General features: G+C 32.1%; 22 protein-coding genes and 1 tRNA gene. 7 read left to right on the forward strand and 16 right to left on the reverse strand.

Annotated elements, in window-relative coordinates; translation table 11 throughout:
* Positions 1–35: 35 nt before the first annotated feature.
* On the reverse strand, positions 36–341 hold the full coding sequence (locus tag FF52_RS11825) for a GxxExxY protein (RefSeq protein ID WP_008465740.1): 306 nt from the start codon (positions 339–341) through the stop codon (positions 36–38).
* Positions 342–609: 268 nt separating this feature from the next.
* Here FF52_RS11825 and trpS point away from each other — a divergent pair, with 268 nt between their 5' ends.
* Complete coding sequence (gene trpS, locus FF52_RS11830; protein ID WP_035691448.1) at positions 610–1584, forward strand: tryptophan--tRNA ligase; 975 nt, start codon at positions 610–612, stop codon at positions 1582–1584.
* A 262-nt stretch (positions 1585–1846) separates the two neighbouring features.
* Here the strand turns inward: trpS and dprA are convergent, their stop codons facing one another.
* Positions 1847–2947, reverse strand: coding sequence for a DNA-processing protein DprA (dprA, locus tag FF52_RS11835; protein ID WP_008465743.1), 1101 nt, complete (start codon positions 2945–2947; stop codon positions 1847–1849).
* Positions 2948–3184: 237 nt separating this feature from the next.
* Between dprA and FF52_RS11840 the strand changes: the two genes are divergently transcribed.
* Positions 3185–4156 (forward strand): SPOR domain-containing protein, encoded by a 972-nt coding sequence (locus FF52_RS11840; RefSeq protein ID WP_008465745.1) that lies wholly within the window; start codon positions 3185–3187, stop codon positions 4154–4156.
* Positions 4157–4217: 61 nt separating this feature from the next.
* On the opposite strand, the gene FF52_RS11845 is transcribed toward FF52_RS11840, so the two are convergent.
* The 5 genes from FF52_RS11845 to mnmG all read right to left on the reverse strand — a co-directional run bounded on the left by FF52_RS11845 (position 4218) and on the right by mnmG (position 11417).
* Positions 4218–4979 carry a hypothetical protein gene (locus FF52_RS11845; RefSeq protein WP_008465748.1) on the reverse strand — a complete coding sequence of 254 codons (762 nt, stop codon included), beginning with the start codon at positions 4977–4979 and terminating at the stop codon, positions 4218–4220.
* Positions 4980–5058: 79 nt separating this feature from the next.
* The gene (locus FF52_RS11850) at positions 5059–7338 is read right to left on the reverse strand and encodes a helix-turn-helix domain-containing protein (RefSeq protein ID WP_008465750.1); all 2280 of its coding nucleotides are present in this window, start codon (positions 7336–7338) and stop codon (positions 5059–5061) included.
* 101 nt (positions 7339–7439) lie between these two features.
* Positions 7440–8024, reverse strand: coding sequence for an OmpH family outer membrane protein (locus tag FF52_RS11855; protein ID WP_008465752.1), 585 nt, complete (start codon positions 8022–8024; stop codon positions 7440–7442).
* A gap of 236 nt (positions 8025–8260) precedes the next feature.
* Positions 8261–9109, reverse strand: coding sequence for a class I SAM-dependent methyltransferase (locus FF52_RS11860; RefSeq protein ID WP_008465754.1), 849 nt, complete (start codon positions 9107–9109; stop codon positions 8261–8263).
* Between the two features lie 436 nt (positions 9110–9545).
* Positions 9546–11417 (reverse strand): tRNA uridine-5-carboxymethylaminomethyl(34) synthesis enzyme MnmG, encoded by a 1872-nt coding sequence (mnmG, locus tag FF52_RS11865; RefSeq protein WP_008465757.1) that lies wholly within the window; start codon positions 11415–11417, stop codon positions 9546–9548.
* Positions 11418–11516: 99 nt separating this feature from the next.
* Here mnmG and FF52_RS23535 point away from each other — a divergent pair, with 99 nt between their 5' ends.
* Positions 11517–11660 (forward strand): N-acetylmuramoyl-L-alanine amidase, encoded by a 144-nt coding sequence (locus tag FF52_RS23535; RefSeq protein WP_085949275.1) that lies wholly within the window; start codon positions 11517–11519, stop codon positions 11658–11660.
* 427 nt (positions 11661–12087) lie between these two features.
* Here FF52_RS23535 and ybeY read toward each other — a convergent pair whose 3' ends face one another.
* Together ybeY and FF52_RS11875 are read right to left on the reverse strand one after the other, a co-directional pair.
* Positions 12088–12507, reverse strand: coding sequence for an rRNA maturation RNase YbeY (gene ybeY / locus FF52_RS11870; RefSeq protein WP_008465759.1), 420 nt, complete (start codon positions 12505–12507; stop codon positions 12088–12090).
* Positions 12504–15905: a DUF4175 family protein gene (locus FF52_RS11875; protein ID WP_008465761.1), complete on the reverse strand. Its 3402-nt coding sequence runs from the start codon at positions 15903–15905 to the stop codon at positions 12504–12506. The genes ybeY and FF52_RS11875 overlap by 4 nt, the downstream gene beginning before the upstream one ends.
* A gap of 162 nt (positions 15906–16067) precedes the next feature.
* Here FF52_RS11875 and gltX point away from each other — a divergent pair, with 162 nt between their 5' ends.
* Positions 16068–17573: a glutamate--tRNA ligase gene (gene gltX, locus FF52_RS11880; protein ID WP_008465765.1), complete on the forward strand. Its 1506-nt coding sequence runs from the start codon at positions 16068–16070 to the stop codon at positions 17571–17573.
* 256 nt (positions 17574–17829) lie between these two features.
* A complete protein-coding gene (locus FF52_RS11885) occupies positions 17830–18813 on the forward strand; it encodes an SPFH domain-containing protein (protein ID WP_008465767.1) in 984 nt (327 codons plus the stop codon).
* Positions 18814–18832: 19 nt separating this feature from the next.
* Here FF52_RS11885 and FF52_RS11890 read toward each other — a convergent pair whose 3' ends face one another.
* The 5 genes from FF52_RS11890 to FF52_RS11910 form a co-directional block, all read right to left on the reverse strand.
* The gene (locus tag FF52_RS11890; RefSeq protein ID WP_008465770.1) at positions 18833–19087 is read right to left on the reverse strand and encodes a DUF6327 family protein; all 255 of its coding nucleotides are present in this window, start codon (positions 19085–19087) and stop codon (positions 18833–18835) included.
* Between the two features lie 2 nt (positions 19088–19089).
* Positions 19090–19440: a hypothetical protein gene (locus tag FF52_RS11895; RefSeq protein WP_008465772.1), complete on the reverse strand. Its 351-nt coding sequence runs from the start codon at positions 19438–19440 to the stop codon at positions 19090–19092.
* A 76-nt stretch (positions 19441–19516) separates the two neighbouring features.
* Positions 19517–19843: a YtxH domain-containing protein gene (locus FF52_RS11900; RefSeq protein ID WP_008465774.1), complete on the reverse strand. Its 327-nt coding sequence runs from the start codon at positions 19841–19843 to the stop codon at positions 19517–19519.
* Between the two features lie 93 nt (positions 19844–19936).
* The gene (locus tag FF52_RS11905) at positions 19937–20416 is read right to left on the reverse strand and encodes a hypothetical protein (protein ID WP_008465775.1); all 480 of its coding nucleotides are present in this window, start codon (positions 20414–20416) and stop codon (positions 19937–19939) included.
* A 1205-nt stretch (positions 20417–21621) separates the two neighbouring features.
* Positions 21622–23739, reverse strand: coding sequence for a glutamine--tRNA ligase/YqeY domain fusion protein (locus FF52_RS11910; RefSeq protein WP_008465778.1), 2118 nt, complete (start codon positions 23737–23739; stop codon positions 21622–21624).
* A gap of 107 nt (positions 23740–23846) precedes the next feature.
* Between FF52_RS11910 and folB the strand changes: the two genes are divergently transcribed.
* Both folB and FF52_RS23645 read left to right on the forward strand, forming a co-directional pair.
* Positions 23847–24206 (forward strand): dihydroneopterin aldolase, encoded by a 360-nt coding sequence (gene folB / locus FF52_RS11915; RefSeq protein ID WP_008465779.1) that lies wholly within the window; start codon positions 23847–23849, stop codon positions 24204–24206.
* Between the two features lie 94 nt (positions 24207–24300).
* Positions 24301–24371, forward strand: a tRNA-Cys gene (locus FF52_RS23645).
* Between the two features lie 457 nt (positions 24372–24828).
* Here the strand turns inward: FF52_RS23645 and FF52_RS11920 are convergent.
* Together FF52_RS11920 and FF52_RS11925 are read right to left on the reverse strand one after the other, a co-directional pair.
* Positions 24829–25509, reverse strand: a complete 681-nt coding sequence (locus FF52_RS11920; RefSeq protein ID WP_008465780.1) for a LysE family translocator — start codon at positions 25507–25509, stop codon at positions 24829–24831.
* A gap of 13 nt (positions 25510–25522) precedes the next feature.
* Positions 25523–26191: a head GIN domain-containing protein gene (locus FF52_RS11925; protein ID WP_008465781.1), complete on the reverse strand. Its 669-nt coding sequence runs from the start codon at positions 26189–26191 to the stop codon at positions 25523–25525.
* Between the last annotated feature and the right edge of the window lie 12 nt (positions 26192–26203).

A 26203-nucleotide genomic window follows, 5' to 3' on the forward strand; every position in this document is an offset into this window, starting at 1 on the left:
AATAAACTTTCACTGAAATTTATGAGCAAGCCAAGTCAAAAATTTCCTAATCTTAAATAGGTTAATGTTTGTGCTAAATGGTTAACAGTTAGTGATTCAACACTTTTGATTTCAATTAGGAATTTGTTCTCTACAAGCAAATCAATCCGATATCCGCAATCAAGTTGAACTTCTTCAAAAACTAATGGCAAAGCTTTCTCTTTTTCTACAAGAAGTCCTCTTTGTTTAATTTTATAAAACAAACATTCCTTATAAACATTTTCCAATAAACCTGGTCCGAGTTTTTTATGGACATCTATAGCAAGGCCAATTATAATATTTGATATTTCGTTTTCTGTCATATTCAAAAATCAAATTTATAAATATTTTCCTATTTTTCAATTCTAACAATAATACTTACGCATAAAAGATTATTTTGCTTAAGATGAAGCTTTGTGAACTTACAGCAAAGCGGTTCTTTCAGAAATAAGCTTATTTCCTTTGCGAAAAACCTTTGCGCACTTTGCGTTAAAAAACATACAGTAAATTGGTAAAACTTTAACCAAAATCCTTATGAACTTTGCGGTTATAAAAAACTTCACGAACTTTGCAATTAAGAAAAAAACGAGAATGGCAAAAATACTTACTGGTGTTCAAAGTACAGGAACACCGCATTTAGGAAATTTATTAGGAGCAATTATTCCGGCAATTGAGTTATCAAATGATCCAGCAAATGAATCTTATTTGTTTATTGCCGATTTGCATTCAATCACTCAGATTAAAGATGGAAAAACTTTAAGAGAAAATACTTATAGCACAGCTGCGGCTTGGCTTGCTTGTGGTTTAAATCCTGAAAAAGTTACATTTTACAGACAATCTGATGTGGTTCAGACTACTGAATTGACTTGGTATTTAAGCTGTTTTTTTCCGTTTCAAAGATTGACTTTAGCTCATTCTTTCAAAGATAAAGCTGATCGTTTAGACGATGTTAACGCGGGACTTTTCACCTATCCGATGTTGATGGCGGCCGATATTTTATTGTACGATGCTGAATTTGTTCCTGTTGGAAAAGATCAGTTGCAGCATTTAGAAATTACTCGTGATGTAGCATCACGTTTTAACCACCAAATGGGTGAAACATTTGTTCTTCCTGAAGCAAAAATTCAGGAAAACATTATGCTGATTCCTGGAACAAATGGCGGGAAAATGAGTAAATCTGCTAATAATATCATAAACATTTTCTTGGATGATAAGGCTTTACGCAAACAAGTAATGAGCATTGAAACTGACAGTACCCCGCTTGAAGCGCCAAAAAATCCAGATACTTGTAATGCATTTGCAATTTATTCTCTTTTAGCAAACGAAGAGCAGACTGCCCAAATGAGAGCAAATTATTTAGGTGGGAATTACGGTTACGGTCATGCCAAACAAGCTTTGTTTGAATTGATTACAGAAAAATTCAAAACTGAAAGAGAGAAATATAACTACTACATCAACAACCTTGAAGAAGTGGACGCTTTATTGAAAAAGGGCGCTGCAAAAGCTTCTGTAATTGCTGATGGTGTTTTAGCAAAAGTTAGAGAAGTTTTAGGATTTGAAAAATAATTCAAAAACTATCTTTTAAAGAAACGCTGATCATTTTAAATTTGGTCAGCGTTTTTCTTTTAACATTGATTTTAATTATTTTTTTGTAACTTCATGTATATTAATCATTTAAAAACAAAAAATGGATAAGTATATTGAAGATTATAACGTTCCGCCATATCTATTTCAAGTCTTGAATATACTATTCGGCTTAGTGGTGATTTATATTCTATATCGATTGTACAAACATTTTACAAGAAAATAATATATAGGATTTTCTGCGTTAAATTGATTCAAAAAGTTTTCCTGGAAGTGGTCTAATAACGCCTTTTAATTCCATACCAATCAAAATCCCAGACAGCTTGAAAATTGGGATTTCGCATTCAATTGAAATGATATCTAATAATTCTTTCCCATTTTTTTGAAGAAAATCATAAACCTTTTGTTCTTGAGGTTCTAAATCAATAAAAAGCTGTTTCTGAATATTTTTCGGCTTTTCTTTTATATCCCAATTCAGCATATAAATTAAATCTGCGGCGCTTGTTAACAGATTTGCCTTCTGCGTTTTAATCAAATTATTACAGCCTTGGCTGTATTTATCGGTCACTCTTCCTGGCACGGCAAAAACATCTCGATTGTATTCGTTGGCCATATTTGCCGTAATTAATGATCCGCCTTTATCGGCAGATTCTATGACGATAGTTGCTTCTGTCATTCCCGCGACGATTCGATTTCGACGCACAAATTTCTCTTTATCAGGATTAGAATCGCTCCAAAACTCCGTTATAAATCCACCGTTCTCTTCCATTTTAGCCATGTACTTTTTATGCGTACGCGGATAAATCTGATTAAGTCCATGGGCCAGCACAGCAACAGTTTGCAAGTTATGATCCATTGATGCTTGATGTGCCACAATATCAACTCCATAAGCAAAACCACTAACGATAACAGGATCTAACGGAGCCAAATCTTCTATAAGTTTTTTACAAAAATCAATTCCGTAAGAGGTAATCTGTCTGGTTCCGACAATACTTATTAATCTTTTTTTCTTGAAATCAAGATTACCCGCAGTAAAAATTAGAATTGGAGCATCAAAACAATGTTTAAGCCTTTCTGGATAGTTTTCATCTTGAAAAAAAGAAACCTGAATATTATTGTTTTTTATAAATGACAGTTCCTTGTCGGCTTTTTCGAAAATAGTTTTATCCTTAAGATTCTTAATCAAAACTGATCCAACTCCGTCAACAGCTGCCAACTCAGAATTCTTAGCTTTAAAAATGGCAGAAGCATCGCCAAACGAATTAAGCAATTTCTTGCCCATTATATCTCCCACTCCATCAACCTTTAATAAGGCAAGTAAACTAAATAATTCCTGATCGCTCATTGTTTTTAACATTATGTAAAATAGAAAAAATAAATCTACTTTTTTTGAAGGGCAAATATCTATAAAACAATGTAATTTCTTAATAAAATTTAAAAATAAATTATCGAAACATTTTATAAAGCGCGCAATCGTTAGTCTAATTAATTGAAAACGAATTATCTAAAAATAATTCTGAATTGTTAATAAAAATTGTGAATAAAATTTTGATAACTATACGCGTTGGCTAACTTTGTTAATATGAAAATCGAAGTATATATCTCACAGTTATTGTATCGTTATCAGTGTGTAACAGTTCCAGGATTTGGTGCATTTTTAACCGAAACACATTCGGCGCAGCTAAATGAAAGCACTAATTCGTTTTTTCCTCCAAAAAAAACCATTTCTTTCAACAGTCGCATCAAAAACAATGACGGATTGTTGGCAAATCATATTGCACAAGCAGAAAAAACATCTTATGGTTTTGCTGTAAGCGCAATTGCATTTGAGGTTTTGAACTGGAAAAAAACATTGGAAGAAGAAGGCGTAATTCTTTTAAAAAACATTGGAGAACTGCGTTTAAATTCTGAAAGCAATATTGTTTTTAAACCAAACGACCAAACCAATTATCTGGCAACTTCTTTTGGATTAAGTCCTTTCGTTTCTCCGATGGTGAAAAAAGAGGCTTTTGAGAAAAAAATCGAAAAGATTGTGGCAAAAGAAAAAGATGCTGTTTTATTATACGAAAACGAAGAAGAAACCAAATCTTCAAACCCGTTCTTGCGTTATGCAGCAATTCTAGTTCTGGGACTTGGAATTACAGGAAGCATTGGTTACCCATTATATCAAAATCAAATCGATAACCAAACACTTGTTGTAGAACAAGCAGTTCAGAAAAAAGTACAGAACAAAATTCAAGAAGCCACTTTTTTTATCAAAAGTCCGCTTCCAGCTGTAACTCTTTCTGTTGATTCTGCCAAAGTTGAAACTGCAGAACCAACAATGCCTTATCATATTATGGCTGGTGCTTTCAGAAGTGAAGCTAATGCTAGAAAAGCTTACAATCAACTCATCAAAGATGGTTTCAAAGCTAGAATGCTGAAAGAAAACAAACATGGCTTATTTCCTGTTTTGTACGGAAGTTATGCTACAATGAAAGAAGCTGAACAAGCTCAAAAAGAAATACAAAAAGGCGAAAATCCACAAGCTTGGATTCTAGTCGAAAATCTATAAATCAAAAAAAATCCCGTTTCAAAAGAACGGGATTTTTTTGTATCTCTCTATCATCCACTGTTTATCGTGAAACAATTTTCGCATCTTGAGATAAAATTTCTTTTTCTGACTGATAAACAATCAGCATCGCAGGAGCTGAACCTTTTTCACCCAAAACAATGAAATGACATTCATATCTGAAATTACCTTTTTTAAATTCGTAATGATGATTCCCACCAGTTCCATCAGCATGAAAAGTTCCTTTTTCAATTACTAGATCTGGTTTGTCAGTCATCTTCTGGTTCAGAGACCATGATGCATATCGATAGTTATCATTTCCCAAATCATCAATTCGAATTCTGAATTTAGAGGTTTCGAGAATTGCGACAGGTTCTTTAAAATTTGATAGTGACGGATTTACATTTTTTTTCTGTTCTGAAATCTTTGAATTTTTCAATTTCAATTCTTCCTCAGACTGATGATTTATACTGATGATTCTTCCATCCGTATCGATCCACAAATCACCTTGATTAAGCATAATTCCTCTCCAGCCTACTTCTGACCAATCTTTTGCTGGATTTGATTTTACAATTTTTTCAATCAAAACTTTATCAAAAATCTGATTATATCTTTTTATAAAATCGGCTTTGTCTTTCACTGGCGGAATTGGATATTCACGTTTGAACGGAAATTTTACTCGATTTGCAATTGCTTCTTTATCGTTGCTTTTTACCTCAAGAATAAATTTCGAAATGAATTTTTGGTATTCTGGCTTCAAATCTTGCGCATTCAGAAACGAAGAACTAAAAACCAAAATTGTTAGCAATAATTTAAATATTTTCATATCAGAAATAATTTAATACGTTAGTAATTAAAATTTTGAAAAACTGAAAACACTGTTTCACGTAGGACGCTCCAAAAAATCAATTTATGCTCGCTTTGAACATTTTCAATTCGTCCCAAGTAAATTCATCTCCATATTTTTCTTTCAAAGGACTCAAAGATTCTTCCTGATAAAACTGAAACGCCTCACGCAAAGCCAAAATTTTATCATAAGGCAAAACATCAGTGATTTCAATTTTCTTCGCTTGAATAAGTCTAATCAAATGCCCTTCGATTGTTTGAACATTCAATTTACGCATTCTCGCAATATCTTCAACCGAATTTTTCTCCATCCACAAATCATATGTTTCTTCGACTGTCGTTTTTTTAGCCGTTTTAAGCTCATTTTTTTCCGCTTTAGCTGATTTGTATCGAACAACAGGCTCTTCTGTTCTAAAAATGTCTGTATTTGTCGTTTTCAGCTCTTCTCGGATTCTTTCCGCTTTGTTCGTTTTGTAATTTTTAATATTTGGCGACGAAAGCTTTTCTTTACTGATAGCTTCGCCTGCAACTACTACTTCAATTAGTAATTTGGCTTTCATCAATCTCAAAACGGCTTTTGTCTGGAGATCTTCTAAAAAATTAAGCTCTTCGTAGAACTCTTTTACTTTTTTAAATTTTTGAATTTCAGCCATTTTATAAATTAGATCATCAACTAATTTGTCCATTGGTTTGAAAAAATAATCGTAGGCCGCTTCTACCCTTTCTTTCACAAAAAACAGATCGACTGTTTCTTTGATGAAAATTTTATTGAGTTGAGAAATGAATTTCTGCGAAGGATCTAAAAGCTGCTCCATAGTTTCCATCCGTTTATGTGCCCAAACCGCATGTTTCGTTTTTTCGGAACCTGCCGCATTTTCGTTATAACTGAAACGATGATTTCGCCATTCTTGCGCCAATTCACCCCAATTAAAACTGTTAACCAAATAGTTATGAATAAAATTTTTGGTTTCGAAGTGAAGCGCCTTCTCTAAAGTTTCTTCCGTTGCTCTGTTTAAAGCGTAATCCATCACATCTTGATCGTTGGAAATACCATTCATCTGCATCGGAGAAAGCAAAATAAGCCCATTTAAGGAACGCAAACGCGAAAGTGCTACATAGGCTTGCCCGGGCAGAAAAACTTGCGATACATCGAGCGCTGCTTTGTCAAAAGTTAAACCTTGGCTTTTGTGTACCGTAATCGCCCACGCCAGCTTGATCGGGTAATGCGCAAAAGTTCCTAAAACCTCCTCTTCAATATCTTTGGTTTGTTCGTTGACTTTGTAGCGGATATTTTTCCATTCGTACTTATCAACTTCCAATGTCATGTTCTCTTCTGGAAAGTGAACAAAGATTTCTTCGTCTGAAAGCGATTTGATAACACCCATCTTTCCGTTGAAATATCTCTTCTCAAAAGACAGATCATTTTTGACGAACATGATCTGTGCGCCAACTTTCAATTTCAATTCTTCCTCAACAGGAAATATCTTTTCAGGAAAATCTCCCACCACAAATGGCGTATAAATATATTCTTTTCCATCTAAATCATTGATTGACTGCGAGTTGATAGAATCAGCCTTAGCATTATGGGTTGTGAGCGTGATATAACCTTTGTTCTCTTTGAAATCAAAATCTGGCTTAACATACTGATTTAGAATAGCTATGTCCTCTGGAGTGATCTGGTTATTTCTTAAATTGTTCAAAACCGAAATAAAAGCATCGTCTGTCTGTCGGTAAATTTTTGACAATTCGATATAAATTGGCGGATATGTTTGGAGAACATGTGAATGAAAAAAGAACTTTCCGCGATAATAGTTTTTCAGCGTTCGCCATTCTTCATCGCGAATAACTGGCGGCAACTGAAGCAAGTCTCCAATAAACAAAACCTGAACTCCACCAAATGGCTGTGTATTTCTTCGAACGGTCTGCATCATGAGATCGACTGCATCAAGCAAATCGGCGCGAAGCATACTGACTTCATCAATCACAAGAAGCTCCATGTTTTTGATTACATTTCGCTTGACATTATTCATCTTGAAATGACGTCGCAATGATTCTTTGTTTTCAAACTTCACCGTTTCGGTAAATTGAGCACTTCCTTCATACGACGGAATAAAAGCAGCAAACGGAAGCTGAAACATAGAATGGATTGTGACACCACCAGCATTCAAAGCTGCAATTCCCGTAGGTGCAACGACCACAGTATTTTTATGCGTTGTCGCGATAATCTCGCGTAAAAGCGTAGTTTTTCCAGTACCTGCTTTCCCCGTAAGGAAAATAGATTTCTGAGTCTGATTAATGAATTGCAAAGTATAAGCTGCCGCTTCTGAAACGTTCTGCATTGGGCTTGTATTAAATAATAAAATTACCGCATTTTTATAAAAAAAAAACCTAAATCTTAGTGGATTTAGGTTTTCAGTAATTTAGTTAGTTTGGTAGTTTTTTATTTTTTTGCTTCGCCTTCTTTTGTTTCAGCTGCTGGTTTTGCATCTGCTTTTGGCTCTGCTTTGTATTTATCATTTAAAGCTTTGATAATTTCTTTTGTGATATCGTATTTCTCTTCAGCATACAAAATTGTTGCAGCATCTCCTGTTCCGTAGATGTAAGAGTAACCGTTTTTCTTTCCGTAATCTTTAATGAATTTTTTAACTCCACTAACAAGAGAATCCATCTCAACACCACTTTCTTGTTGTAACTGTTGAGCTAATGCTTGTTGTGCATAACCTAATTGCTGCTCTCTTTTTTGCAATTCAGCACCTCTTTGCTGTGCCCAAGCTTGACCGTTTGCTTGTGCCTGACTTTGAAAACTAGCAGCGTCTTGTTTAAAACGTGAAATCTCAGCTTGTAATTGTCTACCTTTTTCTTCCGCTTGAGCTTTATACTTTGCCTCTAAATCTTTTGCCTCAGTGTATTCTTTCATCAAAACCGAAGTATCCACGTAAGCTGTTTTTACTTCCTTTACCTCTGCTGTTTTGTTACAAGAAACTGCGAAAACTGAAAGTGCGATAATAACTAATGCTTTTTTCATTTTTTTTAAATTCTATTTTTTAAGTATTGAAGACAAAAATATAAAAAAATCAATAGCATCAACATAAAGTTTAAAAAATGCGCAAAATTTATGATATTGTTTTTATTTATAGAAAAAAATATAGCCATAAACCAATGTTATCGCAATATTCTAGTAACTTTTTGTCTTGTTTTATATCAACTAAAAAAAGCCATCTTGTCTTTTGGAGGCAAAATGGCTTTCAATGATTTTAATTTTTATTTGTTTTTTAAAACGTAAATATGCGAAGAATATTCCTTTGAGCTTTTTGCCTTCCAGTTTGATTTTAGACCTATGAAAAAAGCTTTGATGTAATTCATCTTTCCTGTTTTGTATTTTTCAGATAAAAGGCTGACATAAAACGAATCGAACTTCATTGGAAGTATCTTTTCTAATTTCATATCTACTCTTTCGAAAAGCAATTGAATAGATTTTTTAGAAAAATGCCAAAAGTGAATTGGCACGTCATAAGCAGCCCAAAAAGTTTCGTAATGACCTGCATCGAATGATTTGTAATTTGGAACCGCAACAATTAATGTTCCAGTTGGTTTTAATAAACGCTTCAATTCTTGAATCTGAACCTCTAAATTTGGAACGTGTTCTAAAACATGCCACATGGTAATTACATCCAAAGAATTACTTTCTAAAGCGCTAGTTTCTTCTACAAATGAAATTCCTTTTTCTTTAGCAATATTTTTAGCACGATCGCTTGGTTCTACTCCAATGGTTTCCCAACCATCATTTTTTGCTGTTAAAAGGAAATCTCCGGTTCCAGCACCAATATCCAAAAGTTTTCCTTTTTTTGGTTGCTGGCTATTGATAAGATTCAATTTATTCTTAAGCGCAATATTTTTTACGAAATGATAGGCTTTTTCAAACAACGAACGTTTGTTATCTGTATGCGAAATATAATCTTCGCTTTCGTAATATTTACCCAAATTTTGAAGTTCAGGTTGTGGAGAAGTAATTAGCATGTCTAATTCTTCATCATAATACAAATCAAAAATTTCTTTTGAAACAGAATGGTCTTTTACCGTAAGAAAGTGTTTTTTGTTTAAAACGTTCATTTTTTAAATTTATAGATATTTGGGTTTAATTTATAGCAAATCCTAAAAACGAAATTTTATCGCTTTTAGGATTTTTGTTTTTTCTTTTATTCTTCTAAACTCTTTTTGATTTCTTCAAAATTGATAATTCAATACAATTGCAAATCTACTTTATTCAGCCTCTTTGCAAAATAATATCCTTTCAAATCTGATTTTCTTTCCATCTGAAACGGCTAATAATTCAAACTATTTCAAAAAAATCATTCTTGTTTCAGCAAAAGGTTTCACGTGGAACAGAAACAATTTAAGATTTCAGACTTTAGATTCTAGATTTATTCTCGATTCTGAAATAAAAAACTAAAAGCATTATAGTTTCACGTGGAACATTTAAAAGTTTATAGTCCCAGTTTACAGTCTCAGTAAAAACTGGAAGCTGAAAACTAAGACTCCAAACTTTTTACCTTCCCATATAAATCAAAAGCACGGAAATATCACTTGGTGATACTCCGCTTATTCTTGAAGCTTGAGAAATAGTTACAGGACGAATCTTGCTTAATTTCTGTTTTGCCTCAATCGACATTGATTTAATTTTATTATAATCGAAATTGTCTGGAATTTTTACTTCTTCCAAACGATTTAATTTATCTGCATTATTTCTTTCTTTTTCGATATAACCAGAATATTTTACCTGAATTACGGCTTGCTCCACAATTTCTTCATCCAAATCATTTTCTTTGATATAGGCTTCAACCTTTTCAAACTTCAGCATATCTTCTAATTCAATTTGCGGACGAGAGAAAATCTTGAACATTTTATCTCCCTGAGAAATTGGCGCAGATTCTTTTGCTTCCAAAATCGGATTTGTTTCTGCAATCGTAACACTAGTTTCTTTGAAGAATTGAACCATCTTTTCAGATTCGTTCAATTTCTTTTCCATTCTTCGTAAACGATCTTCAGAAGCTAAACCAATTTCATATGACATTGGAGTCAATCTGAAATCGGCATTATCTTGACGCAACAATGTTCTATATTCTGCTCTCGATGTAAACATACGATATGGCTCTTCAGTTCCTTTCGTAATCAAGTCATCAATTAAAACTCCGATGTACGCTTCATCACGTTTTAAAATCAAAGGATCTTTTTCGTGTACTTTCAAGTGTGCATTTATTCCAGCCATCAAACCTTGAGAAGCTGCTTCTTCGTAACCCGTAGTTCCGTTAATCTGTCCTGCAAAATATAATCCTTCAACTAACTTTGTTTCCAAAGTATGTTTCAATTGTGTCGGCGGAAAGAAATCATATTCGATTGCATAACCAGGTCTAAAGAATTTTACATTTTCAAAACCTGCTACAGAACGAAGCGCTTTGAACTGGATATCTTCTGGAAGTGAAGTTGAAAATCCATTTACGTAAACTTCGCAAGTATTCCATCCTTCTGGCTCAACAAATAATTGGTGACGCTCTTTATCTGCAAAACGATTTATTTTATCTTCAATCGATGGACAGTATCTTGGTCCTAAACTTTTAATTCTTCCGTTGAACATTGGAGAACGATCAAAACCTTCTCTCAAAATATCATGAACGTTCAACGAAGTGTACGTCATGTAACAAGAACGCTGATGCGTTAGCGGAGAAGTCACATCTGAATAAGAAAACTTAGCTGGCTTTACATCTCCCTTTTCTTCATTCATTTTAGAATAATCTAAAGAACGTCCATCTACTCGAGGTGGCGTTCCTGTTTTCATTCTTCCAGCTTCAAAACCTGCTTTAATCAAATCTTCGGTAATTCCAGTTGCAGCACTTTCTCCTGCTCTACCTCCTCCAAATTGTTTTTCACCAATATGAATTAAACCATTCAAAAAAGTACCATTTGTCAAAACCACAGATTTGGAACGAATCTCCACACCAAGCGAAGTTCTAATTCCTTTAATCTTTCCATCTTCGATTATCAACCCTTTTACCATCTCTTGATAAAAATCAAGATTTGGAGTCGCCTCCAACATCATTCTCCATTCTTCTGCAAAACGCATTCTATCACTTTGAACTCTTGGCGACCACATTGCTGGTCCTTTTGATTTGTTCAACATCTTAAACTGAATCGCAGTCTTATCAGAAACAATTCCTGAATATCCACCAAGCGCATCAATTTCACGAACGATCTGTCCTTTTGCAATTCCACCCATTGCAGGATTACAAGACATCTGTGCTATGTTTTGCAAACTCATTGTAACCAATAAAGTTTTCGATCCCAAATTTGCAGCCGCAGCTGCAGCTTCAGAACCAGCATGGCCTGCACCAACCACAATAACATCGTATTCTTCTAAAAACATTTTGTTTTGTTATTCTCCAAAAACCGCTAACGTGGTTTCTAGAATTACTTTTATATTTTTCTTGTTCCACGTGGAACGAAATCATTTAATCTTCATTTTTTGAAATTCCAAATTCCAAATTCCAAAACTAGAATCTTCAAACTGGAATCTTCAAACTGGAATCTTCAAACTGGAATCTTCAAACTGGAATCTTCAAACTGGAATCTTCAAACTGGAATCTTCAAACTGAAAACTTCAAACTAAAATCTTCAAACTGAAATCTTCAAACTAAAATCTTCAAACTAAAATCTTCAAACTAAAATCTTCAAATTAAAATCTTCAAAATATTTCACTTGAAACATTTTAAAAAACTTCCATTCTAAACTTCTAAACAGAGCTTTCAAAATCAAAACGTTTCACATAAAACAATTACAAACTTCAAAACACAACTTGCAACTCAAAACTAAATAATGTTTCACGTGAAACATCACGTTTTATTCTTTAAATTCAAAATCTAAAAAACGTTCCACGTGAAACGTTTTAATCTTTCATTTTAATTTTCTATATAACGTTCCACGTGGAACGTTATTATTTTTACTTATAATTTCTAAATATGTTTCACGTGGAACGTTGTAAAAATTTAAATTTAAAACGTTTCACGTGGAACATATATCTTCTTTAAGATGTTTAATTACTGTTCCACGTGAAACATCTTCATCTTCTCCTCTTCCTTAGCTCTCATTAATTGAGCATCTTCATCCGTCTTATCTTTATACCCACAGTAATGTAGTATACCATGAGATAGTACCCTTTTGAGTTCTTCAGCAAATGAAACATTGAAGTCTTTTGCATTATCAGCAACTCGCTCTACAGAAACAAAAATATCTCCATTTAACTCGTTACCAACTGTATAATCAAAACTGATAATATCAGTAAGAGTGTCATGATCTAGATATTCAACATTGATTTTATGAAGATATTCATCATCACAAAATATATAATTGATCTCTCCTTCATTCTTGTTTTCAGAAACAATTACAGCACTTAACCAGTCACTAAAAGCCTTCTCGTCTCCTAAAGCAAAATCTGTTTCGTAATTAAAATTTATCATTTTGTATTAAAGTATTCTTGAACTTTTTGATTAAAATTCGAGCGCAAAGGTAGTGATTGTCTGTTTAATATCTCTACACTGTTTAAATATTCCAATAGCGAACTTGGTAAAGCATTTGAACGATTTGTAAATTCTGCTTTATTTGTTTCAGATTGTCTTTGTGTATCTTGTCCTTGTTGCTGAACTGCATTGTTCAATTTCCATAATTCTTGCTGGATATTAAGAATACGTTGCAGGTTCTCATTCTTAAATCCTTTATTCAAAATCTGCTTTTCAGATTGTTTCATTTGATCAATAATAGATCTGCCTTGAGCATCTAAACCTTTCTTCGCTAATTCTTTTTGTAGTGCTTCACGAAGCTTAACTTGCTCTCTATAAATTTCCATTATAGCTTCTGCGTCACCTTCTCCATCTTCTCCTTCATTACCATTCTTCTCCCCTTTTCCATTCTTTCCATCTTTACCAGAAGTACCTTTATCGCCACTTTTATTTCCTTGCCCTTCCTTGCCCTGACCATCTTTACCCTGTCCGTTTTGTCCTTGTCCAGACTTCCCATCTTTACCCTCTCCAGGTTTATCTCCGGGTTGCTGTCCAGGTTTCATTCCTTCTTTCATTTTATCAGCAAGACCTTTTTGTTTCTGAATAATATCTGGTAACTGCATTCCTTGTCCGTCTCCTGGTTTAGGTTTTCCTGCTCCCGGTTTAGGCATAGACATCTGCATGTTATTCAATAAATCACTTAAGAAATCGGCTAACTTATTTGCTGATGAAACTGCATATTGCTGGTGCGAAACTCCTCTTGGAATTTGAACATCGGTTAAGGTTTCTATAGCCTTGTCCATGTTGTATTGTACGTTTCCAATTTCCTTGGTAACGTCTTCTGCTACCTTTGGATTACGTAATGAAAGTGCAAACAAACTATCATCAACATGTCTAAATTGCTGTTTCAAATTCTGCTGAATCTTAATGTTTTTTGTGAATGTAGAAGAACCTAATTTCATTGCTTTAAACTGTTTCATCACATCCTCTTGTGATAAAGAATACGCTAAAAGATTATCTAGAATCTGACGAAGCATTACAACATCTTCTTCCAATTGTTCCTGTTCTCCACGTTCCATTTCGCTCTGCATTTCCTGAGCCATAGACTTCATTTTCTTAGCCGCACTCTTCTGTTTTGGTTTAGCTCCAGATGTATTCTTTTTACTCAATTCCTCAGAAGCTTTATTCAAGTCATTGTCTACATCTTTCTCTTTGGAAGCATCAGATGGAATGTCCAAAGGTTTCTTTAAAGTCTTATTTTCTTCTTTCAAATCTTTTAAATCTTCTTGAATCTTTTCAAAGGATTTATTGATTTCATCCTGCTTCTCTTTAGTATTTTCTTTCTCTTTATTAGATAACTGTTCCTGTTGTTCTGACAGTTTGTTTAGTTTCTCAGCAACCTGCTCTGCTTTCTTTGAAACATAAAAACGTTTGGTTAGCTCGACCAATTGTTCTAAATTACGAGATTGGTTTTTACTGATTTGTTTAAACTTTTCCATCTTATCAAACAGTTCTTCACTATTTAATTTATCGTTTAAGTTCTTTAATTCATCCAATAATTTCTGATTCTTTTCTAAATCTTTCTGTGCATTATCCAAACGCTTTTGTAAATCTTCAGCAGTTTTATCTTTCTTATCATCTTTAAACTTATCTAGATTCTGATTCATTTTCTCAGAAAACTGTTTCATCATTTCGTCTTGTTGTTTCTGACGTTTGATAAAATCATTGATCTTCTGCTGATCTTTAAACTCTAAATTATCTTTTTCTTTTCCTGTATTCTGAAGCTTATCCATTTCTGAAATCTGCTTCGTTTGGTTCTTCAAAGATTTAGATAAACTATTGATGTTTTGATTTTGCTGTTGCAATTCCTGATCCTGAATTTCATCTGTTGTTGCTACACGATCTGAAAATATAGAAGACTTTGTAGACTTAAATCCATGTGGTGCATCGTTGTCAAATACTTCAAAATAGTATTCATATGAAACCCCTTCTTCTACTGGAAGGTTGCTTGGAAAATTAAAAACAAACTGATCAAATACGCCAGCCTTCACAGGAATATTTCCACGCTTTGCAGATTGAGGTTTGTTACGTTCGTAATACACAATTTGCAATTTCGAAAGTCCGTAATCATCACCCAATCTTCCTAAAATATAGTTCTTATCTAGCTTCAAACTGTCTGGTGCAGCGCCTACATTGATGGTTGGAAACTGATCTTTGATAACAGACAGCTGGTAGTCTAGTTTTTCGTAGTTTTTAACCTTATTATTAGACGTAAGTATTTGATATTCGGTATTTTGACTTATATTTTTAGCCAATTTAAACTCATTTTCTGCCTTATTGAACTTAAATACTTCATTATCTCTTTTCCATACTACTTCTTGGGTAGATTTGGTATTCATTTTCCAGGTTACAGTTGTTCCTTCTGGTACAATAGCGTTTCCAGTTCCTTGAATCGTCTCTGATTTTTTCTTCAGATAAGATGGAAAATTTAAAACCATTTCGAAGTTTGCAATGGATGGAACTGTGATTACTTTCAATTCATATTCTTCTGAAACTACATTATTTCCTTCAAAAGAAAAGGGAACATTTTCAACAGGTTTTTCAATTTTAAATTCAAACTTTCCAGGTTGAGAAGATTCCATAAAATAGCTTTCATCACCAATATGAATCATCACATTTTCTGGAACAACGTTTCCAACAGATTCCATTTTGATCACGAAATCTTTGTTTTGTTCTGCTTGCAAATTAGAATTCAAAACCACAAATTTAAATGGAGCTGGTGGCAAAAATGCTGAGTTGAAATGCACTACTCTATTCAAACTTTGAGAAATTACATTGCTATTTCCAGAAATATAAAACACAGCAAAAAGCAAAATTGGAACTAAAGCTAATGGCAAATATTTTTTGTTAGCTTTAAAATTAATCGCATTTCCAAATGGAATTGGCTGTAAAGAATTAGCCTTTTGTTCTATCGAAGCCAAAACCAATTCTGAACTTTCAGCATTATTTTCTGAAGACAATTGCAAAAAGTTTGTCAGCTTATCGCTAACTTCTGTGAAATGATTTCCAATGATTTTTGAAGCTTGAGTATAATCAATTCCCTTTTGAAGTTTAAATAATTTAAACAATGGAAACATAATTAAACGTACCAAAAGGAAAACTTCAACTGCAATAAATATCCAAAATAGAAACGTTCTTCCTATAGGTTTTAGCCAAAGAAAATACTCTACAAAAAGCGTAAATAGAAAATAAAATAACCCAAAACCAGTAAAAAGTAATATCCCTTTTATCAATTCGTTGGTATAATATTTCTTAATGAAAGCTTCTAACTTTTGATATATAGCAGATGATGTTTTCAAAATAAATCTGTTTTAATTATAACCTATAAAAGTAGTAATTATAATAATACCTTTTTAGATTCTAAGTTACTAAGACACTAAGGTTCTAAGACTTTAAAATCTAAAATCAACATTCTGAAATCTAAAATCATAAAACGTATCTTTGCAACAAAATTTAAACAAATGTCAAAGCAAGTTCGTGTGCGTTTTGCACCAAGTCCGACTGGACCGTTACATATTGGCGGAGTTCGTACTGCCTTATTTAATTATTTATTTGCAAAAAAACATAACGGTGTTTTTTATCTGAGAATTGAAGATACAGATCAGACTCGTTTTGTTCCAGGTGCAGAAGCTTACATTATGGAAGCTCTTGAATGGTTAGGAATTGCTCCTGAAGAAACAGTTGGGAAAAATGAAAAATTTGGTCCGTACAGACAAAGCGAACGTAAAGATTTGTACCAGCAATATGCAAATCAACTGATCAATTCTGGTTGGGCATATTACGCTTTTGATACTCCTGAAGCTTTGGATGCACATAGAAAACAACACGAAGCTGAAGGAAAAACATTTATTTACAATCATCACAATCGTGAAAAGTTAGATACTTCTTTGGTAATTTCTGCTGAAGAAACTGCGAAAAGAATTGCCAATGGAGAACATTACGTGATCCGTTTTAAAACTCCTGTTGATAAAACTTTACATTTGAAAGATATCATTCGTGGTGATGTTAAGTTTGAAACGAATCTTTTGGATGATAAAGTTTTGTTCAAAAGTGACGGAATGCCAACGTATCATTTAGCGAATATTGTCGATGATCATTTGATGGAAACTTCACATGTAATTCGTGGTGAAGAATGGTTGCCTTCTATGCCACTTCACGTTTTATTATACAAAGCATTTGGTTGGGAAGCTCCAGAATTTGCACATTTACCTTTGATTTTGAAACCAGTTGGAAATGGAAAATTATCAAAAAGAGACGGAGATAAAATGGGATTTCCAGTATTTCCATTAGAATGGAAAACTGAAGAAGGTGTTTCATCTGGTTATAGAGAAAAGGGATTTTTCCCAGAAGCAGTTGTAAACTTCCTTGCTCTTTTAGGATGGAATGACGGAACTGATAAAGAATTATTTTCTTTAGAAGAATTAGCTCAATCTTTTGACTTGAACAGAGTTCACAAAGCTGGAGCAAAATTTGATCCTGAGAAAAACAAATGGTTCAACCACCAATATTTAGTAAAACAAAATGATGCAGATTTAGCGAAAACCTTCTCTTCTATTTTAGAAGAAAAAGGCTTCTCGACTCCGCTCGAAGTGACAACTCGCATTGTTTCACTTGTAAAAGAAAGAGCAAACTTTGTATCAGAATTTTGGGATTTAACTGATTTCTTTTTCCAATCTCCAACATCATACGATGAAAAAGCAAGCAAAAACTGGAAAGAAGAAACTCCAACTTTAATGCAGGAATTGATTTCTGTTTTAGAAAATATTGAAGATTTTACTTCTGCAAATATTGAAGCAGTTGTCAAAGATTGGTTAACCAAAAACGAAATCGGAATGGGGAAAGTAATGCAACCTTTCCGTTTAAGTTTGGTTGGAGCTTTAAAAGGTCCTCACCTATTTGACATTGTTGAAATTATTGGAAAAGAAGAAACTATTTCTAGAATTCAGAAAGCGATTTCAACTTTATAAAAAAAAATTTACCATTAAGATATTAAAAAAATTAAGCCCAACTTAATGGTAAAAAAAAGGAAAGTTTTTTAAGTTCATAAAGCTTAATTGTCTTGACAAAGTTTTGACTTAATTATATTAATACCTTAATGGTTTAAAAAAAGCAAACGCTAAGTAACATCTTCAAAATGTTCTTAGCGTTTTTTTAATGCTTAAAAAATTTAATTTAGAAGAATTTTCGTAATTTACCAAAATTCATAAATTAAACTAAATAACCATGAGTACAGCATTTATTATCTTTTTAGTATTGGCATTCTTCATTTTTATGTCGTCTTTCTTTACTGTAAAACAGCAATCGTCTGTTATTATCGAGCGATTTGGAAAATTTCAGAGTGTTAGAAATTCAGGATTACAACTTAAAATTCCGTTGGTTGATAGATTGGCCGGGCGTGTAAATCTTAAAATTCAGCAATTGGATGTTATCATTGAAACTAAAACTAGAGACAACGTTTTTATTAAAATGAAAGTTTCGGTTCAGTTCAAAGTAATACAAGAAAAAGTATACGAAGCATTTTATAAACTAGAATATCCACACGATCAAATTACTTCTTATGTATTTGATGTGGTTCGTGCTGAAGTTCCGAAACTAAAATTGGATGATGTTTTTGAAAGAAAAGATGATATTGCAGTTGCAGTAAAACGCGAATTGAACGAAGCAATGTCTGCATACGGATATGATATCATCAATACTTTGGTTACTGATATTGATCCAGACATTCAAGTAAAAAATGCAATGAATAGAATCAATGCTGCAGATAGAGAAAAAACTGCTGCAGAATTTGAAGCTGAAAGTTCAAGAATTAGAATCGTTGCAAAAGCAAAAGCCGAAGCAGAAAGTAAACGTTTACAAGGTCAAGGTATTGCAGATCAACGTCGTGAAATTGCAAGAGGTCTTGTAGAAAGTGTTGAAGTTTTAAACCAAGTTGGAATTAATTCTCAAGAAGCTTCTGCCCTAATTGTAGTTACTCAGCATTATGATACATTACAATCTATTGGATCTGATACAAATTCAAACCTAATTCTTCTTCCAAATTCTCCACAAGCTGGAAGTGACATGTTAAACAATATGGTTGCTTCCTTTACAGCTTCTAACCAAGTTGGCGAAATGATGAAAAAAGGAAATAAGAAAATTGAAAAACCAAAACAAACACCAAGACAATCTGGTTACGAAGATGACGTTCAACCAGATGTTCAACAATAATTGAAAAACAAAAAGAGGCTTAATCGCCTCTTTTTCTATTTATAAACCAACTGATGATAAATGGTAAAACGGATTGCAAAATTTCTGGAAATGATTTTTTGACATAACCTGTGTAAGATGAAATAAAACCATTTACAATATTTTGCGGAGTAATGCTTTCTTTGGTTTTCTGAAAACTTAAAACCAATTTCTGATAATTGATTTCTTTTTCCAATTTCAAAATTTCCAGATCTCTTTCAATCTCAGCATACGAAGAGTATTTTTTTCTTTCCATAATTAATCATTAAAAAAGATTTCTGAAAATTTCTCCAAGATTGGCCCTTCTACTACTTTATCTTTTACAAAGAAAAGTAAAATAGTTATAACCAAATAGATCCCTCCTACTGTCAAAAATCCGAGAGCATTACTTTCAAACAAAGAACCAAAAGCATACGCTGCGGCAAAAGATCCAAAAATCATAACCATACTGAAACACAATAAAATCAAAGTAAACTTAAAGATTAAAGTTGTTGATTTCATTGCAACCTTAAACCCCCAAAGTTTATAATAAGCTAAATGACTTTCAATATATTCTTTAGCCTGATCTTGAACTTTTTCAGTGTTTTCTTTTAATTCTTCAAAAGCCATAAATTCTATTTTTTTTTAATAAAAAAGCACAAAACTGTCTTATAAAAATAAGCTAGTAATGTGCTTTATAAAAATATTATTTCTGAAGTTTAGCGTTATGTGCTTTTAGTTCAGCAAGTTTACTTTCTAAAAAAGTGATCACTTCTTCTGTTTTGTAACTCATATTCGAAAGTAAATCTTCATACGTTCCGTCTAAGTTTTTCTTTGCGTGAGCAAACTTTTCACGTAAAACTTCTGAACTTGCATCAAAAGAATCTTTCAAATTATGCCTTGCATCATCTAAACCTTCTTTAATTTTTGCTCGAGTTTTAGATCCTTTATCAGGTGCAAATAAAATTCCGATCGCCGCTCCTGCAGCTGCTGCAGCTAAAATTGCTGCTGCTGTATTTAAATTCTTAGACATGGTAGTTACAATTTAAAATTATTAATAAAGATACTCTTTTTTAAAATGATAAAACTTTGATAAATTGCAATTTACAAAAAATTAACAGTCTTATTAATACACATAAGCTACAGCTTCGTACTTACCATCTGCTTTTTCGACAATGCTAACAAAAGGATAACCATTTGAAGCCGATTTAGATTTGATTCTCATAGCAGTCTGTTTCTGATTTGCAATTGGCGGTTCACCTTTTGTCCTTGTTGAGACTCCTGTAAAACTAGCTGCCTGTTTCAGTCCTATTGTTTTTTCTTGTGGAAGAACAGTTACCATTTTGTAATCGTCTTTAGAATCAACTACTATTTTATCAGAAATTTTCTGAGTTTGTTTTGTTTGCTTGTTTGTAATTGATGAAACAGCATGTTTGCTAATTTTGATTTGTTCAGAACTTCCATTTAAAGAATAATAAACAAAACCATTTTCGTTTTTAATAAAATTTACATCAAGCTGTTCTCCATTGTGTTTTGTAATTTGATGTGTTTGTGAAATTGCTACGTTTGCAAATAATAGTGCTACTGCGAAATATAAAATTTTCATGATAAATTAGATTTAAATTAAAAATTGTCAGAATTGAAATTTAAAAACTAAACTTTCACTCAAATTCAACATTATGGAATTTTGTTATTACAATATAATTTGAAAAATATCTTTTACGGGAAATATTATCAAAATTGCATCATAATAAAAATGAGAACATAAAATTGTCTTTTTGGGAAATCAGTTTTGAAAATCCATTGTCATAAAAATTACGAGTTTCTAAAAACAATACATTTTCAACTTAGATTCTTTACGGCAAATTTTAATTTTTTACAAAAATCATCTCTGACTTTTGGTATTGAGTTAAAAATAGCAACTTTATAAACAATTGTGTGTTAACAAGCCGTTAAACTGACTAAAATAACAGTAAAAATTAAAATAAAGACTTTAGATAAACAATAATTCAAAAAATGAGTTATCTATCAAATCACTTTAAAAAACGTCTTAAAATCAATTTATAAAGGTTAAAATCAATTTATAAAAACTATTATTTCTATATTTAACATCACTTTTATAAATAATAATTAAAAACTAAAAATTAAAAAAAATAATAATAAAAATTTATAATTATCAAAGACTTAAAAAAATAACAAAAAACTATAGTTTTAACTTCTATAGTCAGTTTTATAAATAATAATTATAATCTAAATTTTTTGTTATAATAATAATCAAAACTTATAATTACAAAAATTGAATTTATAAACTTAAAAAATAGGAAAAAACTTTAATTTCAGTTTTTTGAGAAGAAACTAGAACTGAAAAACAAAAAAATTAAAATAAAGAATTTTAAGGTATGAAAAACAAAAAAAGGTCTTCTCTATTCAACTATTTTTTATGCTTGCTTAAAGACAATTTATTAAAGTCATTTTTTATCTAAAAAATAAATTAAAATTATAAAAATAATAGATTTTATAAATAATAAGTACATATAATTAAATACATAAATAATATCAATTAAAACTATATTATTAAGTTTGATGCGAAAAATTAGGAGCTAAAAAAGACAAAAATCAAAATAAAGCTTCTAGGTAGATAAAAATTTAAAAAATGAATTCCTTATCCAGCATTTTTTTATTTTCTTTTAAAATCAATTTATGAAAGTTGTTTTTAATTTATAAAAGTTATAATATTTTAAATTTCAATAGTAAATATATATAATAAAAAAAAAGCGCTTATAAAAGCGCTTTTCATAAATTTAGTTGATATTATTTCTTCACCATTTCAGAAAGAATTTCTATTTCTCTTTCAGAAGCATTTTTTGGTGGATTTGAATATAATTTTAAAATTTCGTCAGAAAATTGATTTCTCAAATCTTCACTTTCAATATCTCTTAAATTTAAAAGTGCTTTTGATCTTACATAAGTCGATTCACTTTTTAAAGACATTGAATATAATTTCTTAATATCTTCTTCTTCAAAATCTGTTGATTTCCAGTTTGAATATTTCAAAATAAACTGAGAAAACAACAGCGAAGCCTTATTATTGTTGATATTTTTCTTCAAAGAATTTTGTAAAAGAGAAAAACTAGAGATGTTTCTGATATTATCGCCTATCGCACTTTCAATTGCAATTCTTTCAGCTTTAGTTTCAACTTTAAAATATTTGTTGATTTCTTTTAAAGAGTTATTGATGCTGTTTTCTTCTTTTTTACCTTTTTCTTCCCAAGCATCTTTCAATCCAACAGTCTTGTTAAATACTAATTTTGAAGGAGTTGAATCTTTATCAACAGTAAAATATCCTAAACGTTGAAACTGGAATTTATCTTCATTTTGAGCAGTTGATAAACTTGGTTCAACATATCCAGTTACAATTTCTAACGAATTTGGATTCACAAAATCTAAGAAATTTTTCTCTTTGTAGCTGTCCGGTGCTTCATCTGTAAACAAACGATCGTATAAACGAACTTCTGCTTCCAATGCATGTTTGATTGAAACCCAATGTAATGTTCCAGATACTTTTCTTTGGCTTGCTTCTGTTCCGCTTCCGCTTAAAGAATCAGTATCATAAGTAACATGAATTTCGGTTATATTTCCGTTTTCATCTTTTATAACAGATTCACCTTTAATGATATATGCATTTTTAAGACGAACTTCTTTTCCTAAAGTCAAACGAAAAAATTTAGCAGGAGCTTCTTCTAAAAAGTCTTCTCTTTCAATGTATAATTCACGAGAAAAAGGCACTTTTCTGAAACCAGCACTTTCATCTTCCTGATTATTTTCAGCTTCCAACCACTCCTCTTTTCCTTCTGGATAATTGGTAATTACCAATTTTACAGGATCTAAAACAGCCATTACACGAGGTGCAATTTTGTTCAAATCTTCACGAATACAGAATTCTAAAACCGATACATTGATTAAATTATCACGTTTTGCAATACCAATTGTATTGGCAAAATTACGTAAAGAAGCAGCTGTATAACCACGTCTTCTTAACCCAGAAATTGTTGACATTCTTGGATCATCCCAACCGTTAACATGCTTTTCCTTAACTAGTTGCTGTAATTTTCTTTTACTAACAACAGTGTGTGATAAGTTACGTCTTGCAAACTCTCTTTGTTTTGGACGCAGTTTATTTTCATCAAAAATTTGATCTAAAAACCAATCGTATAATTCACGGTGAGGCAAAAATTCTAGTGTACAAAATGAGTGAGAAATCTGTTCTAAATAATCACTTTGTCCATGCGCCCAATCATACATTGGATAGATTTTCCAAGCATCTCCAGTTCTATGGTGATGTTTGTGTAAAATTCTGTACATGATAGGATCACGCATTAACATGTTTGTTGATTTCATGTCAATTTTCGCACGAAGAATATGTGTACCAGCTTCAAATTCACCATTTTTCATTCTTTCGAATAAATCTAAGTTTTCTTCAACAGAACGATTTCTGTATGGACTGTCAGTTCCTGGAGTTGTTGGAGTTCCTTTTTGGATCGCCATTTCTTCAGAAGATTGACTGTCAACATACGCTTTATCTTTTTTAATTAATAAAACTGCCCAATCGTATAATTGTTGGAAATAATCTGATGCATAACATTCTTCAGCCCATTTGTAACCTAGCCATTCTACATCTTTTTTAATAGCATCAACAAATTCCTGTTCTTCTTTTTCAGGGTTTGTATCATCAAAACGTAAATTCACAGGAGATTGATAATCAATTCCTAAACCAAAATTTAACGCAATAGAACTCGCGTGCCCAATGTGTAAATAACCATTAGGTTCTGGTGGAAAACGAAAGCGAAGTTTAGTATTTGAAAGACCTGATTTTACGTCTTCCTCTATGATTTGTTCAATAAAATTGAGTGATTTCTCTTCTGATGCCATTATTTTATAGTAATTTTAGCAAAGATAAAAAAAAGGTTTCAGGTTTCAGGTTTAAAGTTATTTAACTAGCGCAAAACCTGAAACTTTAAACGTGAAACAACATAAAAATGGGAGTTATAAAACTGAAAAATATCCGTACTTTTTCTTACCACGGATGTTTAATTGAAGAAGGAAAAATTGGATCTGATTACACAGTAGATTTAAAAATTAAAACCAATTTACAGAAATCAGCAGAAACAGATCATCTTTTAGACACTGTTGACTATGTACATTTGAACAAAATTGTGACGGAAGAAATGGCAATTCGTTCGCATTTATTGGAACATGTAGCCAAAAGAATCAATCTTAGAGTATTGGCAGAGATAGAAACTGTAGAAAAAACAACAGTTTGGGTTTCTAAAATTAATCCGCCTATTGGTGGTGATGTTGAGTCAGTTACTATAAAAATGACGGAAATTAGAAAGTAATGTTTAAAATTAAAATCCTAAAATTTTAAAATAGTTACTATGAAACTTTTGAAATTTAAAGATTTTAGTTACTTTTGCCAACCGTTCAAGTAATGGCGTCGTGGCCGAGCGGCTAGGCTGGGCTCTGCAAAAGCTCCTACTCCGGTTCGAATCCGGACGATGCCTCAAAACCTTCAAAGCAATTTGAAGGTTTTTTTATGTTTAATTTTTTGAAAAAATTAATTAAAATATATGTTCGAATCCGGACGATGCCTCAAAACCTTCAAAGCAATTTGAAGGTTTTTTTTATGTCTAATTTTTAGAAAAAATTAATTAAATATATCGGTTCGAATCCGAACGATTTCTCAAAAAGAGATACAGAAATGTGTCTCTTTTTTTTATGCTTAATTTTTCCATAATCTTGTCATTTCGACGTAAGGAGAAATCTTCACAAGTAACTCCGCAACAATTTGTCCAATCTTTGTAGAGCTTCTCGTGAAGATTTCTCCTTACGTCGAAATGACAAACTGTTGTCAACTTTGTCAAAGTTTGAAACTTTGACAAAGTACAAAACTAACAGTTATAAACACAAAAAAACCTCTGAAATTCAGAGGTTTAATTTATAGTTTTGAGTTATTAACAACTACTTCTTTTCTATTCTTTCGAAAGCATTTTTAACCATTTCTTTTTCTTTTGGAAACCATCCTTGAATTACTAACGCAAATCCGAAAATCATTAAAACAACGCTAATTCCTTTTTTAATTTTAAGAATATTATTCGGAGTCATTTTTGATTTTAACTGTTTGGCTAATAAAATCTTAGCACAATCAATTAATAAGTAAGTGATGATTACAGCAGTAAAAAATGTCATCATTCTTGAAGTTTGCATATCTAATTTTGGCCCAACAGAAATAATTACAGCAAGCCAGAAACCAAGAACACCAATGTTGATAACGTTCAATAAAAAACCTTTTACAAACAAACTGCCATAATTTCTTTTCAGAATATCACGGTCAATCTCTTCATCGTTTATTTTTTCTTCCTTCTTTAGCTTTACAAACGAAATAATACCGTAAGTAAGCATAATTATTCCTCCAAAAATAAAAAGTGCTGGATCGTCTTTTAAACTAGAAATCAATCTATAACTTCCGAGATAAGCTATAGCAATAAAGAAAATATCGCCCAATACTACCCCTAAATCAAAAACAAGTGCAGCTCTAAATCCTTTTGTAATACTGGTTTCTAATAAAACAAAAAATACAGGACCTACCATAAAACTAAGAACAAGTCCCCAAGGAAGTCCCGCTAGAATATCGTTAATCATCAATTACTACTTGTTATTTTACTTCTTCTATTTTACCGCCAAAAACTGTTTTTTGGTTTATTTGCTTTGGTTTTCCATAAATGTAAATAGAGCCTCCTGCGCTTACTTTTGCATCGACAAGGGTAGAAGCATTAACATCGGCTTTTCCGCCCGCAGAAACGCTTACAGTAGTCTGAGACGTTTCTAATTTACTTGCTAGTAAATATCCTCCTGCTCCTAAACTTGCATCTTGATTTGCAGCTTTTCCTGTTAGCGTAATTTTACCGCCAGAAACTGAACTTACTTTTAGTTTATCAACATCCAAATCTACGTTAATGATACCTCCTTCTTGAGCACTCACTTTAAAAGAAGTCGCTTTGATGGCTTCATTGCTTTTTACCTCTGCTCCTTCATTTACATCAATCAATTCGATGTGTTTATAATACAAAGTTATATCAAGATCATTTCCTGACAGCAGTTTTGGAAAAGGCATTCTTAACTTCAAAATACCATTTTTATTAACAGCCTCAACTTCTGCTTCTCTTGCTCCTTTTATAACAATTTTATTTTCAGATCCTTGAACTAGTTTTACACTTAATTTATCAAATACTTTTACGGTATCAAAATCACCTAACTCTTTGGTAACTTGACCAAAAGACATTTGTACAAATAAAATTGCTGCTCCTATAATTAGCTTTTTCATACTTTTATTTTT

This window comes from Flavobacterium sp. F52 (genome assembly GCF_000278705.1).
Classification (GTDB): Bacteria; Bacteroidota; Bacteroidia; order Flavobacteriales; family Flavobacteriaceae; genus Flavobacterium; species Flavobacterium anhuiense.